Raw genomic sequence first — 16,464 nt, 5'->3', positions numbered from 1 at the left:
CCTTATCCTTATTGACCCATCTGCAGCGTACGCAGCAGCATTTGTTTACTAGAATCAGCGACCTGTACATTAGTTTGGTATGCACGAGAAGCTGAAATCATGTTTGCCATTTCTTCCATTACATTGACGTTAGGCTTGTAAATGTAGCCTTCTTCGTTTGCAAGGGGATGGTCTGGGTTGTACTCCGCACTCAGCGGTTTATCACTTTCTACAATACCCATCACTTTCACTGGCACCGTATCACCGCCACGCATGGCGTTACTTAACTCTGCACCAAACACTGCATGACGCGCTTTGTAAGTGTCTTTCGCAGAGCTGCTGACACTGTCGGCGTTCGCCAAGTTGCTTGAGGTAGTATTCAGACGAACGGATTCAGCGCTCATTGCGGAACCTGTCACATTGAAAACGTTAAATAAGCTCATCTAAATTATTCCCCTTTGATTGCTTTGGTTAAGTTCTTGAATTTGCTGCCTAGAAAGTCGAGTGATGCTTGGTGTCTGATTTGGTTTTGCATAAACAAGTTACGCTCTAAATCCAAGTCTACCGTGTTGCCATCTCCCGTATCTGGTTGCGTAGGAAGACGATATAACTTGTCCCCAACCAACGTCGTAGTGGCAGGAATATGCCGACCATCTGTGCGACTAAGACCAATGCTTGCCCCAGATGTTGCCGCTTGCAATTCCTTCGCAAAGTCTAAACCTCTTGCTTTGTAACCAGGCGTGTTTGCTTGTGCGATATTGGTGGAAATCACCTCTGCATTGCGCTCACGTACGCCCACCGTGTGCTGGTGGATGCCTAGTGCATTGTCAAAAGATATAGCCATGTTTGCCTCTACAATTAAGAACTGACCGTGATTGATAACCAAAAAGCAATTAGCATGCCAAGACCTAAAGCATTACACCAACCTAGTGGTTACCGTGAATTGAAATAGCAATAAGTGAGCCAAAGTAACTGGAATGTCATGTCGTATCACTTTGCTCACTTAATAAAGATACACCGTGTTGAGGGCACAAGGCAAAAACGCGCTTCAACTAATTGAGTGATACATGAAACGCTCGGCGCAGAAAGGTAACAAACAAAAAAGCCTGACACGAAGTCAGGCTTTTCTATCAATGAAGAGATACCGCTATTTAAGCTTGTAAATGATGCCCGGATTACAGCGCACCATTTCAAATTTATCAGTCAGACCAGTTAGCGACTCTGATGCCCCTAACAGCAAGTAGCCACCAGGGTTTAAACTGCTCGCCATTTGGTTAAGCACTTTAGATTTCATTTCTGGAGAAAAGTAAATCAATACGTTACGACAGAAAATGATGTCGAACTTACCCATCAGTGCGTAACTGTCCATCAAGTTTTGTGGACGAAAGTTCACCAAACGCTTGACGTTATCTTTGACTTTCATGCGACCACCGTCCGCATTTTCAAAGAAAGTGCGACGACGTTCTGGTGAAAGCCCGCGACCCAAAGCCAAGTTGTCGTACACCCCTGCACGACACATCTCGAGCATACTTGCCGAAATATCTGTGGCTGTAATGGACACGTTTGGTAACAAGCCCGGCTTGCGCTGTTGCGTTTCCAGGATCGTCATTGCAATAGAATACGGTTCTTGGCCCGATGAACTGGCAGCAGACCAGATCTTAATTGGGCGCTTGCTTGCCGCTACTTCTGGCAATAATTTGTCAGCTAAAACCGTGAACGGATAAGTATCTCGAAACCACAAGGTTTCGTTAGTCGTCATCGCATCCACAGCGGCGACTCGTAATTCTCGATTACGCCCTGTAACAACATCACGTAGCAAATCTGATAACGATGCGAGCTTAAACTTCGTCACTAAAGGACTCAGTCGGCTACGCACGAGGTATTGCTTGCTATCACCTAACACGATGCCACATTGCGATTCTAGAAAACGGCTAAAGTCACGATACTCTTGATCACTGATTGTAATAGCAGTCATTAATGTCTCTTTTATTGTGTTAATGCAGATTTAACCGCGTTACCCAACTCATCTGGGTTAAATTTCGCAATGAAGGTGTTGGCACCTACACGCTCAACCATAGCTTGGTTGAATACACCACTTAATGAAGAATGGAGGATAACATAAAGGTCTTTCAAATCGGCATGTCTGCGAATTTCAGCCGTTAAGGTATAGCCGTCCATTTCTGGCATTTCAATATCGGAAATAACCAACGAAATTTGATCGTAGATATTGCCTTCTTGAGCCATTTCAATCAACTTATTGTACGCTTCTTTGCCGTCTTTGACAGATACGACCTCAAAACCGATGGATGTAATCGCACGCTCTACCTGTTTACGCGCGACCGTCGAGTCATCAGCAATCAGTATGCGGCGTACAATAGGCTTTTCTTGTTCTGCTTGTGCGATTTCTTCGCCAATAGCGGAATCCATCGTTTCATCAACTGGCGCAATTTCTGCCAGGATTTTTTCAACGTCAAGGATTTCAACCAGCTCATTGTCAATGTTTGTCACGGCAGTCAAGTAGTGCGCTTTACCTGCGCCGTCTGGCGGTGGCAAAATCGCTTCCCAATGCATATTGATAATACGCTCAACCGATGATACCAAAAATGCTTGGATCGTACGGTTAAATTCTGCAATAACAACAAAACATTTATCTAAATCAGTGGTTGGGCGGCCACCAATTGCCAGGCTCAAATCAATAACGGACACGGTATGGCCGCGGATATGAGCGATACCTTTAACCAGAGGGTGTAGATTTGGCATTGAAGTCAGCTTAGGGCACTGTAGTACTTCTTTCACTTTGAATACGTTAATGCCGTAGCGCTGTCGGCCCATCAGTCGAAAGGTCAATAATTCCAATCGGTTCTGACCGACGAGTTGCGTACGCTGATTCACCGAGTCAAGAATCCCCGTCATATGCTCATCTCCATCTCAAACTTTTTGTTTTTAAATGATACTCTACCACTGGCAAGCACGATACCAGGGAGACAGTATGGCGTATTTCACTTTCACTTCGACACCATTGACTATGACAATATGTAGAGCGCTAATTACAAAGTACGCTAAGTCTATCGGCATTTTGCTCAGTATGTTTAGCTTTTTTGTTCATTCAGCTTCAGATAATCAGATCGAGCAAATAAAAACAGCAGCAGAACAACATATTCTTGCTACGGTTGATCAGCCTGATGGTGGCGAGCTATCTGTTAATGCGGCAGAGATCGACTCGAGAATAAAAGCAACGGATTGCCCTGTTCCGTTAGATACATCTGCCTCTTCCACCAGCAGCACGAGAAGTAACATCAATGTGTTAGTGGAATGCCAACCGGATGACTGGAAAGTCTATGTCCCTGTGAGGATCTCGGTATCAGTACCAATGATCGTCGCTACACGAACACTAGGGAGAGGAGAAATCGTCAGCGCATCGGATGTTACCACTTCCATGATCGAGCTACAGCGCTTTCGTAAAGATGGATTTTCTAGCTACGATCAAGTGGTTGGGGCAAAGCTAAAGCGTAATGTTCGTTTAGGCGATGTCGTAGAGAGAAATGATGTTTGTGTGGTATGCCGAAATGAAAAGGTCATTATCAAAGCGGTGAATTCTGGCATGACGATCACAACGCAAGGCACAGCATTGCAGGATGGTTCAGCTGGCGATCAAGTAAGAGTGAAAAATGATAAGTCACAACGTATAATAGAAGGCATAGTGACTGACATTGCGGAAATCACTGTTAATTTTTAATACCCACTGGTAGCGTGTTTAAACTGATCAATAAAAATGCAAAAAATGACTAAAGTTATTTTTGCGCTGGTCGATAGTCTGGATACCAGTATTACGATACAAGGCAAAGGTTAAACATGGCAGGTATAGATAATATACGTTCAGGGCAAATGATGACGACAACAAGTCGCGCACCTGCACGTAACGATTCCAATGCTACCAGCACGACAGAATCAAAAAAGGCGCCAGCGCAACAAGACGCAGTATCACTCAGCCAGCAAAGTAAAGCCGTCAGTAAACTCCAGAAGGATATGGCAGCTTCTCCGGCATATGACAGCGCCAAAGTTGCAGCAATCAAAGAAGCTATCACAAACGGTTCATACAAAGTCGATCCTGAAAAATTGGCTGACAACATGATTAAGTTTGAAAACGAATTGCAAGGCAAAAGCTAACTGGCTTAGGCCGAAGGTAAGTGTTTTATGGCAGCATTAGTCGATCTCGTTAATTTCCAGCTAGAAAATGCTAAGGCACTTTCCGCTGTTTTACGCCAAGAAACACAAGCAATCACGGCGCGTGTCTCTACCGAGATTGAGAACATTGCCAAACAGAAGATGACGCTCATTGATCAGCTCAGAACAACTGATCAGCGAATCGCCTCTCACCCGCACGTCAATCAACTTACTGAAGATGAGCACCTAAGTCAGGTTGTTGCTCAGATCCAATCGATCGTCCTCGACTGTCAACAAGTTAACCAAGTAAATGGCGAATCGCTTAGTCGCGCACAGCTGAGCTTCAATAAACTCAACAACATGCTTCAGCGAACTCATGGCAAAGTTGGCATGACCTACAATGCGGGCGGAAAAACCCACACCATCTCGACGCTTGGCACCAATATAAAAGCTTAAACGTCACTCTTACCCTCAATTCCCGCGCTCACGTAGATATAAAAAAGCGACTCATTGTTACCAATCAGCCGCTCAAAAAGATTATCTGTCTAGTGAAATGGTTTAAAACAAGGTTTGCTGACGCTTCTCAGGCACCTGCTGAACTTCTCCATAATCACGTAGCTTATCCATCTTACGGATATCCAGGCGCAGCTCAGTCACATAACTGTCTTCAACAAGATAACTACGCACAACTTCTGCACCACGAATTACACCATCGACGGCACCAGTGGTGCTTTCAATACCCAAACGCTGGTCTTGCAGCTCTGCACGTCCACTAACACGCATGCCATAAACTTGCTCTGCTAGCTCACGATAAGCATCAATTTTTGATGCGCGCATTGCTCGTACACGCTTTTCTTCAACTGTGCGGCCTGTTTGCTCACTGACGCTGGCATAACCCACCGCCACTAAGATTTCATCTTGACGCATCTGTTGTAATGGCTGACACCCAACCAATATCAGTGTGGCAACAATAAATAATAACTTCTTCATGCTTCTATCCTATGGACGGAGAATCACAGTGTACGGCTGACGAATAGTAGGGTCAGAACGAATCAACACACCATCTTGTGTGCGGATGCTATTTAACGTATCTAAGTCACGCCCAATACGGTCAGCCGGAAGGAAACCTTGCGCTGTCGCTACAACTACACGGCTTTGCATGCCAACCACGCGTGCATTGACAAGCACTCCGCCCTCTTGGCGCAGCATTGTTCCGGTCAGTACATACTGAATTTGCTGCTCTTGAGCTAAATCTTGCCAATCACGACTTAAAGCAAAATCGCCCTGCTGCGTCACTTGAATAGAGCCCGTAGTTTTGAAATCAACCACTTTAAACCCTCGGCGCTGAAACTGATGGATAAAACCTTCAGAGACCGAGTTACCTAACCAGTTTGTTGCATCCATATTTTGTAGATCAACAAACGAGGTAATCGCAATCGGTGTCCGCGCTGATACTGCCACATTAGAAACCATCAGGTCTTCTGTCATGCTCTCAATGAAAAAGTCCATCGTATGACGCGGACTATCCATCAGCATGAACTGGCTTCCCGAGTACGGTTCTTTACCATTGTAAATCGGTGAGTACGCGCACGATGTCAGAAGCGTCATCATCGATGCGGCGACAAGCCACTTTTTCATGGTTTGATTCTCCAGATAATCTTAGGTGATACCGTTCTTTATTAATTCCTTTCCAAGAAAGTGAATATTGGAACAGTCTTTGCTTTTCTTTGTTTGCCTAACGAAGAAAAACCCACCAAACTTCACTGAATTTGTTAAAGCAATATTTATACCCGAACGGTTGTAACCAATGAAAAAAATATTAAACAGTCTGTTTTCAATCACTTTAGTGATGCTTGTGCCTTTTAAGGTAATGGCATCTTGGTATGAAGTCACAGGCGTTGCCACCATCGTTTCTTCAGAAGAGACGGCAAGGCTCCATGCGTTGGAAGACGCGCTGTTCAAAGCCGTCAATTTTTCGGGCGCAGATATTGGCAGTATTAGCAACTTGATGCCGCTGTTAGAAGAAAGCCGCAACGAATACCAGTTTACCAATCATGAAGTCCGTTACATTTTGGTCGAATCTGAACGCAAACGTCGCGGTAAAGTCGAGGTAAAAATCCGCGTTGATATTTATCCATCGGCAACGGGTTGCCACACCGATCAATACAAAAAGACAATGCTGGTCGGCAATATTGAGGTCGCATCACCACAACAAGCAGTGATGGGACAAATTTATCAAGTTGGTGACGATTTTAGCCACGTAGTGAACCGTCAACTTGATCAAACCTCACGCAGCTTTGTGTCTGTTGGTACAACGGACTACTCAATAAGCAGCAACTATCCTGCTCGCACTCAAATGATCGCGCAAGACAATGGCGCACAATACATCATTGGAGGGGTCATCACCGATCTCACTGCAACGGTCGAATCTCAACTATTGCAAGATGACATCATCAATCGTCAGTTTGCGTTAGAAATGAAAGTATTTGATGGTAAAACTGGCCATGAAATCTTCAACAAAGCCTACCGTGAGGTCGCGCGTTGGCCATTTGCTAAGACGAGTCAAGTGGACACTCGTAGTGCACGTTTTTGGGCATCGACCTATGGCGAGATGATGCTTCGCGTTAGTCGCAATATTATGTTGGATCTGGAGTCGGAGCTATCTTGCAAAATTACACTGCCAGAGGTTGTGGCAGTCTTCGGTAATACCGTAACGATGGATCTCGGCCGTATGCACGGCGTAAAAGAGGGAGACAAATTGCAGCTTTGGCACACCGCGTCGTTTATCGACCAAAATGGATTGCCAAGAAACAAAGTCTCGCAAAGCGAAATTACATTAACGGTATCACGCATATACGAACACGAAGCGGAACTGACGATTGATCAGCCAAATTTAGCGTCTAGCGTTCAAATTGGCGACGTAATGAACAAGATCCTATAAAAGCAAACATTAAGTCTTGAGATATGCTCACTTTTGAATATTATAGGCAGCGCATCTTATTTGATTATACCAATGACCGTAGCGAATCGTTCAACGTGATGCTGATACAGATCTAAGTAGATTGCTAGATTTGAACTCAGTAAAACAGTGCAATGAACTGCAACTATTGGTATTACGCCCCCATGGCACAGCTGGATAGCGCAGTCCCCTCCTAAGGGACAGGTCGTAGGTTCGAATCCTACTGGGGGCGCCATATCATAGCCTTAGCTCCCACTTGAGCTAAGGCTTTTTTGTATCTTCAATTTCAAGCCTCGCACTGCTCCCCCTAGTACACCGTGTTAGATAATCTTCCCAGTAATCAATATGATCGGATCGGGTGTTTCGGTTACGGGATAAAGCCTTCTACTGATCTGACTTCTTCCCCTTGAAATCATTTCAACAAGCCCTATTTACAGTTTTGTATTTTATTACTTTAATTATCTATGAGTTTTGCTTACCCTTTTAGCTATTAATAAAATTATTAGTTAGCACTATGTCTAAGAGCAATTTAATAACTAACACTGGACACCGCTTTATTTCTAAAGGCAAGACAGCCTTTAAGATACATATCCATACCCCCGAGGATACGGTACTACACCGCTCGGTAGGATTTGTTCGTATTGGAGAAAAGAAAGGCTTACAAAAAGCCATTAAGCTGAGAAACGAGTTAGGCCGGCAAATGTGGGGCAAATTCTGGCGACGTCTTTTGAAAGACCCTTACCTAATGACTAGGCTTCCACATAGCGTTGAGCCTAAAATCGTTCACAAGCCTAACCCTACTCTTGAAAACCCTGACAACCGAGATACGTGTTACATCGCCAAGTGGCGAGAGTTCAATGATGACGGTGAGTATAAATATAAAACGGTGGTTCGCTCTATTAGTAAGTACGGCAAACTTGCCGCCTACATGCAAACCAAAAAAGCGTTGTTAGAAGCACATAAAGATAACTTGGAGATCCTGACATTCATGGGGCGTTTAAACAGCATTGATCTTAAGTAATACCTAGCCACTTTGAACATTTCAGTCAGTTTTTAAAGAGAAATAAAAAGCCCCAAAGAGCGAACTCTTTGGGGCTTTCAGCTTCAGTCTTCTATACTACGGTCGAATAGGAGCTTATTGCTGAACTTGGTATTCAAATTTTGGAACAACGACTTCTACGCGACGGTTTTGTTGACGACCTTCACGAGTGTCGTTTGAAGCGATTGGGTTATTTTCACCTTCGCCACGAGCTTGGATACGTGATGAATCAATACCTTTTTCAACGAGTGCGTTAGCAACAGACTCAGCACGTTTTTCAGAAACCTTTAGGTTGTAAGCTGCTGGACCAGACGTATCTGTGTAACCTACAACTTCAACGTTCGCTTGTGGGTGCTCGTTTAGGAAAGCAACTAGGTTATCAAGTTTTGCAGCGCTCTCTGGTTTTAGAGTTGTGCTGTTTAGATCGAAGCTACCTGTGCCAATTGTTTGAGTTTCGAATGTTTTCGTAACTACAACTGGCTCTTCTACCACTTCTTCTACAACCACTTCTTCAACAACAACTGGCTCTTCTACGATTACTGGCTCATCGTTGCCGCCGAATTTGAAAGAAACACCTAGTGTTGCAGTGTTACCTGTCGCACGAGTTACATCGTTGCTGATGTCAGTCAGTGTTTGGTATTCCGCACGAGCTGTTACGTTTTGGCTTAGGTTGAATTCAAGACCAGCTGCGCCTAGGTAAGAGTAATCATCTTTGCCATCAAACATTACGTAAGCGCCACCCACTTTACCGTAAAGTGCGATGTCTTCAGTGATTGGTAGGCTAAATTTAGGAGCAAGAGTGATTGCTTCTACGTGGCCACCGAAAGAAGTTTGGTTAAAATCACCGATGTTGTCGAAACCCGCTTCTACTGCGAAGTATTTATTCATTTCGTAACCAACAAAAGCGCCAAGAGTAGAATCGTCTTTGTCACAAGCCTGGCCCGCTACACACGCGTCTTCCATCCATGACTTACCCATCTTACCACCAACGTATACTTCTGCTTGTGCTGCTGAAGCCATAAGTAGAGACGCTGAAATTACCGCTGCTAATTTTTTCATTATTGATTCCTCTAAAGAAGTTCTTTTGTTAGATGCCGAAATGCGCCGTCTGACTGACGTTGTATTTCAATTCTTTTTATTCATTCCTTGAGTGAGATACTTAGTCAGCTTCTTTTTATGCACATGCATTTTTTTTATGGAAGCAACTTACGTACATTTCCTGTTCAGAGATACATATCGCCATCTCGGTATCGCTGACGGGATGAACTATAACGCTAAGAAATCGCGAGAAAAATCCCAATTCTGTCAATTTATTGTCATCAAAAATCTCGACAACATGTGATCTTAAGCAAAAAAATCCCCACGCAACCACGACGCAAACGTTTGCTTTAATTTTTGGAACAACATAGCTAAAGCAAAGATTTTTCTTAAAAATGAGACAAATAAAATGGAACTTTAAGGAACATGGATAAAAATCAATCAGATATTTGATATGTAATCGCTCATTTTTTATTCATGCCAACGATATTTGGATTAAAAAATCTTATCCATATTGAGGTAAATTACAGGTGAAACCATCTCTTCATTCACCAATATGAGAGAAAGTTTCTCGTTATCTAAATTGAAGATACAAAAAAGCCGCGGTTGCTCACCGCGGCTTTGTGACTATTTATTCAAAAGAACGTTCAGTTCAAAGCAATTATGCGTTTGCTTCACGCTCAGCAATGAACTCAAGCGCCATCTTAATGCGAGCAATACAACGCTCTTTTCCAACCAGCTCCATTACTGCATCGACAGAAGGAGACTGACCCCCGCCTGTTACAGCAACACGTAATGGCATACCGATTTTGCCCATGCCGATTTCCAACTCTTCACATACTGCTGCGATAACGCCATCTTTGATGTTCGCTGTCGTCCATTCAGTTAGTGCTTCCACTTTCGCTAATGCAAGTTCTAGAGGCTCTTTAGCCACGCCACGCAGGTGTTTCTTCGCTGCGCCCGCTTCAAACTCAGAGAAATCTTCATAGAAGTAACGGATTTGCTCAGCTAGCTCAACTAGTGTGTTGCAACGCTCACCCACCAGCTTGATCACGTCAGTAATAGCAGGACCATTCGTTACGTCTAGTTTTTGTTGGTCTAGATGCCATTGTAGATGCTCAGCAACGTACGCAGGATCTGAGTTCTTGATGTAGTGGTTGTTCAACCATTGCAGTTTGTCAGTGTTAAAAGCAGACGCTGACTTAGATACTGCGTTTAGGCTAAATAGATTGATCATCTCTTCTTGAGAGAAGATTTCTTGGTCCCCATGAGACCAACCAAGGCGCACTAGGTAGTTGTTTAGTGCCGCAGGCAGGTAGCCCATATCGCGGTATTGCATGACTGATACAGCGCCGTGACGTTTAGACAGTTTCGCGCCGTCATCACCCAGGATCATTGCACAGTGTGCAAATGTAGGTACTGGCGCACCTAGTGCTTCGTAGATGTTGATTTGACGAGGCGTGTTGTTGATGTGGTCTTCGCCACGAACAACGTGAGTGATACCCATGTCCCAGTCATCCACTACTACACAGAAGTTGTAAGTAGGTGCACCGTCTGTACGACGAATGATTAGGTCATCCATTTGATCGTTGCGGATTTCAATGCGACCACGGATTTGATCATCAAATACTACGCTGCCTTCTTTCGGGTTACGGAAACGGATAACACATGGATCGCCATCTTTTGCCGCTTCGTTTGCTGCTTTGATTTTTGGATGGTTAGCATCGTAGCGAGGCATTTCTTTATTTGCTTCTTGCTCTGCACGGATTTCATCTAGCAGCTCTTTAGACGCGTAACATTTGTAAGCTTTGTCTTCAGCAAGAAGCTTATCAACCATTTCGTTGTAACGGTCAAAACGTTGAGTTTGGTAGTAAGGACCTTCATCCCACTCCAAGCCTAGCCATTCCATGCCTTCAAGAATTGCATCAACCGCTTCCTGAGAGTTACGCTCAAGGTCTGTATCTTCGATACGTAGAACGAATTCACCACCTTGGTTTTTAGCGTATAGCCAAGAGTAAAGTGCAGTACGCGCACCACCAACGTGTAGATAGCCAGTTGGGCTAGGAGCAAAACGAGTTTTAACCGTCATTTGAGTTCCTTAGGGGTAATGAGCAACGAGAGATCTCTCGTTGTAATGTCAAGGATAAAAGTGGCGACATTTTACCACCGTAAGTCAATTCTACAATCGGTTTGACAACAGAAATAAAAACAGGGCAGAACCAAAAAGGCACAGCCCTGCTATTTACTGTTAAAGCACGAGACGAAATTACTTCAGGTTACGCATTGCCCATTGCATAAATTCTTGCTGCTCTTCACGGCTCAATTCATTAAACGATGCTTTGATTGTTTTGGTTTCCGCTGGAGAAGACGCAATGCTTGCCTTAGTCGATTCTTTATTCATTGCGTTATTATAGTCGGCAACTTCTCGTTCATAATCACGAAAACCTTGCAAACCACCTTTACGAAGTTGAACCATAGAGAATGCCACTTCTTTTCCGTTTTTGTCTTTCAATACCACTTTAGGATCGAGTTCGAAGGCTCTCGCCTCTTCAATAGTACGGAATGTTTGATAAGTCAGAGAAAGCTCGGTGTCTTTTTCTGCATCAAACTCTAATACCAGCGGCTGCGAATCGAATTTACGGCGCTTTCCATCTTCAAATACGATTTGTCCAACCGTTACCGCCAATTGGTTTTCCCCATCCTTTAACTCGATGCTGTTGTTCTTGGATATCCACTCAGGGTAGACGAACTCGCCGTTGAGAACGCGAGGAACTAATTCAGATTGCAGAGTGAGTTGAGCAGCAAAAGCTGGCGCCGAAAGCATTGCGCAAAGTCCGAGAAGTGTCGTTGTTTTTTTCATCATGGTTTCTCACTTTATACCAATTTAGATAAGCCTCTAAAATTTACAGGCCAGTCATTTCAAAGGCTTATTTGAATAAGTATCAAGATAAAAAGGGCGTTTCCGCCCTTTTAGCTGCTTCTTTAGTTAGAAGTAGTATTCAACACCTACAGAGAACTCGTCGTAGTCAGCAGACTTCCAACGTGCTTCTGTTGGTTTATCTAATTGAGACGCACCGTCGCCAAAGTCTAGAGTACGAGCACGTACGTACAGCACTGCCGATGGGTCTACGAAATACATAACTTGTGCTGATAACACATCGTCCGCTGTATCGTTAATTTTCTTACCATCACGCTCGAGATCAAAGTTAGCGGCGTAAGCCAGTTTGTATTGCCAATCACCCGTGGTGTACATGATAGCGGCAGACATTGCATCTTGCTTTTCACTCACACCATTGCTTGCGTCCGCTTCCATATATTTGTATTGCGCGAAGAAAGAAATACCGTTATCAAACCAGCCTTGTGCCCCTACCAAGTACGTGTTGTTTTCCCACGTTTGGCTTTCCATCTTGATATTACGGTTACCTTCATATGCCGCATCTAACTGGATAGGACCAATTTTGTAGTGTGCTGCGATACCACCCCAGTAGTCATCCCCTTCACCTAGACCTGCTTTATCACCTGCACCAGCTGCGATATCTAGGGAAAATTTGTCAGCAAACATTGGAGAATCCCAGCGGATAGTGTTTGATTGACGGTCTTGGTACTTGGCGCCACCAATAGCACCACCCCAGTCGTATACATCGCCCAGGCCAGGGTTAGATGCTGGCCAGTCAACCAATTCGTACATAGGTGTCAAAACGCGACCCAGGCGAATTTGCCCCCAAGATGCACTTTCAAAACCGACGAATGTGTCACGTTCACCAAGACCTGCGCCCTCGCCACCAAAGCTAGGGTCTACATAACCGCCTTCGATTTGCCAAATAAAAGTAGGGTCGAAGTTAGCAAATTGTTTTTTACCACGGAAACCGATACGAGATTCGTTGTTTAGCTGCATGCCACCCAAGTCATCGTCCGTTGCTTTGCTGCCAGAATCGTAATCGCGGTACGCGGCCTGCATCGCGATGATTCCGTAAACTTCATAAGAAAATGAATCTTTGGTTAGAAACTCTTTTGCTGCGTCACTGTTTGCACCATCAGCAAATGCAGCACCACTGAACATCATGCCGGTAATTGCCGTGGCAAGTAGGCTTTTCTTTAGGTAAGACATTATAAACCCCTATATTTTTAGTTTTTTCCATTTTCAAATTCACTAACTAGGACATGGCAGGAACTTGAAACAGTGTTTGGACGGGGCAAATATGACAAACTTTTTTCGCACTAAAAAACTTTCCCTACAGCAATCTGAGCGACTTCAAAATGAGAAGATCAAAAATAAAATAAATCAATAAAAAACAATCATTTAACATCAAATATAAAAAATAAAAAACGTTAAAAGTACGTTTTAACACTGAACTGACATTGAGAGTATCTAAAAAACGTGAGCGACTTCATTCATCTTTTAGGTGTTTTAACGGAACTTTATATTCAAAGAGAAAAAACCTTGAGATCACTCGCAAGTAAAATGACCGTGCACTTGTGGGATTCGAGAGATTTTGACGAAATTGTTGTGAGTAGCAAATGGGTATTGACCTTACCCTTGCAGGAAGGTTTAAGCTCATAGCATCACTACTATTGAGGTGCAGATTATGTATCAGTTAGTTATACCTTTATCAGGGCTCAACTGCATGGGCTGTGCGAGAAAAGTTGAGAATGCTTTACATGCGAATCACGATGTGGAGATCCTCAACTTGTCCCCGACGCAAGTAGAGGTCAAAACCGAGTCTTCTCTTAAAGAGCTCGTCTCGTCGATTGAATCTCTTGGTTACCAAGCAGGAAATCACTACGAACTAAACCTTTCAGGCTTAAGCTGTGGCGGCTGCGTCAAAAAACTTTCATCTTTATTAGAATCTAATCAAGACGTTATTTCTTTTGAGGCTTCAACAACGCACTTAGAGATTCGTACCCTCCTCTCCGAGCAACAAGTGATCGACTTAATAGCAACACTCGGCTATACCGCCAACCTTGATTCTGTTGAAGTAGAGAACGAAAGCTCACCAGAGACCGAACAGGTAGAAAAGCAAAGCAATATTAAAGATACGCAGGTGCCACCAGCGAGTGTTCAATTGCAAATGCTGATTCAAGGCATGACGTGTGCGAGTTGCGTCTCTTCAGTAGAGAAAGCACTTACTAACGTAGAAGGCGTTGAGAAAGCACAGGTCAACCTCGCAGAACAAAGCGCACTAGTATTCGCAAGCCAAGACTCTGATGACCTCCTTAACGCAATTGTTGAATCGGTAAAACAAGCCGGTTACCAAGCAGAGATCCTACAAGACGCCGCAACCCAGCAAGAAAAGCAAGCACAGCAACAACGTCAGCAACAAAAATGCTTTAAGCTGGATGCTATTGCTGGCCTTGTCGTCGGTACCCCTTTAATGATTTGGGGCGTTGCTGGCGGCAATATGATGATTCGCAACACCAACGACCAATTAGCTTGGGGCGCGATCGGTATCGTATGTTTACTCCTTCTTGCCACAGCAGGGAAACACTTCTTCAGTAACGCTTGGTTAGCGGCTACTCACAAGCGAGCCACCATGGACACGTTAGTCGCGCTCGGTACTGGCGCAGCGTGGTTCTATTCGATGCTTGTGGTGATTTTCCCAGACTGGTTCCCTCTTGCTTCACGCCACGTGTACTTTGAAGCGAGTGCAATGATCATCGGCTTAATTTCTCTTGGTCACTATATAGAAGCAAAAGCCAAAGCAAACACAACACGTTCCTTACAAGCGTTGATTAACCTGCAACCTCAGCAAGCTACGGTAATTACGGAACAAGGCGATCAACAAATCGCGGTTGAGCAAATCACGCTAGGCATGAAACTGCGTATCAAACCAGGCGAGAAAGTGCCTGTTGATGGTGTTGTGATTCAAGGTGAATCATACATTGATGAGTCGATGCTCACTGGTGAACCAGTACCAGTGTTAAAAGCGCAAGAGGCTCAAGTGTCTGCTGGGACATTAAATACCGATGGTGGATTAGTCATTGAGGCAACGGGCATTGGCGCAAATACCATGCTGGCTCGTATCATCCGCATGGTGCGCACAGCGCAAAGCAGTAAGCCAGCCATCGCGAAACTGGCAGACCAGATTTCATCGGTGTTTGTCCCTGTCGTTGTTGGCATAGCAATACTGGCCGCGCTCGTTTGGTTTGCCGTTGGCCCAGAGCCAAAAGCGAGTTATATGCTGGTGGTCACCACAACCGTCCTGATCATCGCATGCCCTTGCGCTCTAGGCTTAGCAACCCCACTTTCTGTCACGGTGGGAGTGGGTAAAGCCGCAGAGCTCGGCATTCTGATCAAAGACGCCGACGCCCTGCAATTGGCAAGCAAAGTCGACACGGTTGTGTTCGACAAAACTGGCACGCTTACCCAAGGTAAACCTAGCGTTCAGCAAGTGTTTACTCACGCCACCAGCCAAGAAGATCTATTGGCTTTAGCGTATGCGGCAGAGCGTCAGTCTGAGCACCCACTGGCAAAAGCGGTATGTGATTACGCCAAACGACACGACGCAAAAGACGTCTCATTAGACAAGTTTGAGAACGTTCGCGGGCGCGGCATTTTGGCGACGTATCAAGATAAACCGCTGCTCATTGGTTCGCTTCAATTTATGCAAGCAGAGAACGTCGAGACTAGCGCACTAAAACCTGCCATCGATGAATGCGCAAAAAATGCGTGGACTCCGGTAGCTGTGGCATTGAACGGCGAACTGATCGGTCTGATCGCCATTGCCGACCCGATCAAATCAGATGCGAAACAAGCGCTCTCTGCATTAAAATCGCAAGGCATCAAAACGGTAATGCTGACGGGCGATAACCAACACGTTGCCAATGCTATCGGCCAAGAACTTGGTATTGATGAAGTGATTGCCCAAGTAATGCCAGATGAGAAAGCTCAGCACATTGAGCAACTTCAATCTCAAGGACATGTCGTGGCAATGGTGGGGGATGGCATTAACGACGCCCCTGCTCTCGCGTTATCCAACCTCGGTATTGCTATGGGTAGCGGCAGTGATGTCGCCATTGAAAGTTCGCAAATGACCATCCTGAACACGTCACCAATGGCGGTAGTACATGCGATTGAACTCTCTCGCGCTACACTTAAGAACATGAAGCAAAACCTATTTGGTGCCTTTGTTTACAACTCGTTGGGTATTCCAGTTGCCGCTGGTGTGCTTTATCCAGCGTTTGGCTTTTTGCTCAGTCCTGTTGTCGCAGGAGCGGCAATGGCACTGTCTTCAATTACTGTCGTTAGTAATGCAAATCGACTACGACTGTTTTCAGTAAAATAACC

Annotated in this window: 16 protein-coding genes and 1 tRNA gene; 7 read left to right on the top strand and 10 right to left on the bottom strand. The window is 44.7% G+C overall.

What is annotated here, in order from left to right; genetic code table 11:
• Positions 1-8 precede the first annotated feature (8 nt).
• From flgC to R7P72_RS21590, 4 genes are all read right to left on the bottom strand, one after another.
• Positions 9-422: a flagellar basal body rod protein FlgC gene (gene flgC / locus R7P72_RS21605; protein WP_005393132.1), complete on the bottom strand. Its 414-nt coding sequence runs from the start codon at positions 420-422 to the stop codon at positions 9-11.
• Between the two features lie 5 nt (positions 423-427).
• A complete protein-coding gene (flgB, locus tag R7P72_RS21600) occupies positions 428-823 on the bottom strand; it encodes a flagellar basal body rod protein FlgB (RefSeq protein WP_005382026.1) in 396 nt (131 codons plus the stop codon).
• A gap of 303 nt (positions 824-1,126) precedes the next feature.
• On the bottom strand, positions 1,127-1,954 hold the full coding sequence (locus tag R7P72_RS21595) for a CheR family methyltransferase (protein WP_005382024.1): 828 nt from the start codon (positions 1,952-1,954) through the stop codon (positions 1,127-1,129).
• Positions 1,955-1,965: 11 nt separating this feature from the next.
• Positions 1,966-2,892: a chemotaxis protein CheV gene (locus R7P72_RS21590; protein ID WP_005382022.1), complete on the bottom strand. Its 927-nt coding sequence runs from the start codon at positions 2,890-2,892 to the stop codon at positions 1,966-1,968.
• Positions 2,893-2,968: 76 nt separating this feature from the next.
• Here R7P72_RS21590 and flgA point away from each other — a divergent pair, with 76 nt between their 5' ends.
• The 3 genes from flgA to R7P72_RS21575 all read left to right on the top strand — a co-directional run bounded on the left by flgA (position 2,969) and on the right by R7P72_RS21575 (position 4,599).
• Positions 2,969-3,715 carry a flagellar basal body P-ring formation chaperone FlgA gene (gene flgA, locus R7P72_RS21585; RefSeq protein ID WP_005382020.1) on the top strand — a complete coding sequence of 249 codons (747 nt, stop codon included), beginning with the start codon at positions 2,969-2,971 and terminating at the stop codon, positions 3,713-3,715.
• Between the two features lie 116 nt (positions 3,716-3,831).
• A complete protein-coding gene (gene flgM, locus R7P72_RS21580; RefSeq protein ID WP_005382018.1) occupies positions 3,832-4,146 on the top strand; it encodes a flagellar biosynthesis anti-sigma factor FlgM in 315 nt (104 codons plus the stop codon).
• A gap of 27 nt (positions 4,147-4,173) precedes the next feature.
• The gene (locus tag R7P72_RS21575) at positions 4,174-4,599 is read left to right on the top strand and encodes a flagella synthesis protein FlgN (RefSeq protein WP_005382015.1); all 426 of its coding nucleotides are present in this window, start codon (positions 4,174-4,176) and stop codon (positions 4,597-4,599) included.
• 102 nt (positions 4,600-4,701) lie between these two features.
• On the opposite strand, the gene flgP is transcribed toward R7P72_RS21575, so the two are convergent.
• Together flgP and R7P72_RS21565 are read right to left on the bottom strand one after the other, a co-directional pair.
• On the bottom strand, positions 4,702-5,133 hold the full coding sequence (gene flgP / locus R7P72_RS21570; protein WP_005382014.1) for a flagellar assembly lipoprotein FlgP: 432 nt from the start codon (positions 5,131-5,133) through the stop codon (positions 4,702-4,704).
• Positions 5,134-5,142: 9 nt separating this feature from the next.
• On the bottom strand, positions 5,143-5,781 hold the full coding sequence (locus tag R7P72_RS21565) for a FlgO family outer membrane protein (protein WP_005382013.1): 639 nt from the start codon (positions 5,779-5,781) through the stop codon (positions 5,143-5,145).
• A gap of 169 nt (positions 5,782-5,950) precedes the next feature.
• Between R7P72_RS21565 and R7P72_RS21560 the strand changes: the two genes are divergently transcribed.
• From R7P72_RS21560 to R7P72_RS21550, 3 genes are all read left to right on the top strand, one after another.
• Positions 5,951-7,084: a flagellar assembly protein FlgT gene (locus R7P72_RS21560; protein WP_005382012.1), complete on the top strand. Its 1,134-nt coding sequence runs from the start codon at positions 5,951-5,953 to the stop codon at positions 7,082-7,084.
• A gap of 176 nt (positions 7,085-7,260) precedes the next feature.
• Positions 7,261-7,337 (top strand) — tRNA-Arg (locus R7P72_RS21555).
• 279 nt (positions 7,338-7,616) lie between these two features.
• Complete coding sequence (locus R7P72_RS21550; protein WP_005382011.1) at positions 7,617-8,123, top strand: hypothetical protein; 507 nt, start codon at positions 7,617-7,619, stop codon at positions 8,121-8,123.
• Positions 8,124-8,237: 114 nt separating this feature from the next.
• On the opposite strand, the gene R7P72_RS21545 is transcribed toward R7P72_RS21550, so the two are convergent.
• From R7P72_RS21545 to chiP, 4 genes are all read right to left on the bottom strand, one after another.
• On the bottom strand, positions 8,238-9,200 hold the full coding sequence (locus R7P72_RS21545; RefSeq protein WP_285437741.1) for an OmpA family protein: 963 nt from the start codon (positions 9,198-9,200) through the stop codon (positions 8,238-8,240).
• A 640-nt stretch (positions 9,201-9,840) separates the two neighbouring features.
• A complete protein-coding gene (gltX, locus tag R7P72_RS21540) occupies positions 9,841-11,268 on the bottom strand; it encodes a glutamate--tRNA ligase (protein WP_238972138.1) in 1,428 nt (475 codons plus the stop codon).
• 177 nt (positions 11,269-11,445) lie between these two features.
• Positions 11,446-12,042: a DUF2057 domain-containing protein gene (locus R7P72_RS21535; protein ID WP_005382008.1), complete on the bottom strand. Its 597-nt coding sequence runs from the start codon at positions 12,040-12,042 to the stop codon at positions 11,446-11,448.
• Between the two features lie 123 nt (positions 12,043-12,165).
• A complete protein-coding gene (chiP, locus tag R7P72_RS21530) occupies positions 12,166-13,287 on the bottom strand; it encodes a chitoporin (protein ID WP_005382007.1) in 1,122 nt (373 codons plus the stop codon).
• A 478-nt stretch (positions 13,288-13,765) separates the two neighbouring features.
• Here chiP and R7P72_RS21525 point away from each other — a divergent pair, with 478 nt between their 5' ends.
• Positions 13,766-16,462 carry a heavy metal translocating P-type ATPase gene (locus R7P72_RS21525; RefSeq protein WP_213907455.1) on the top strand — a complete coding sequence of 899 codons (2,697 nt, stop codon included), beginning with the start codon at positions 13,766-13,768 and terminating at the stop codon, positions 16,460-16,462.
• Positions 16,463-16,464 lie beyond the last annotated feature (2 nt).

Source organism: Vibrio sp. Vb0888 (assembly GCF_033338835.1).
Taxonomy (GTDB): domain Bacteria; phylum Pseudomonadota; class Gammaproteobacteria; order Enterobacterales; family Vibrionaceae; genus Vibrio; species Vibrio alginolyticus.
The sequence above is the reverse complement of the archived record's forward strand: the minus strand, read 5'-3'. Positions and strand labels throughout refer to the sequence as shown.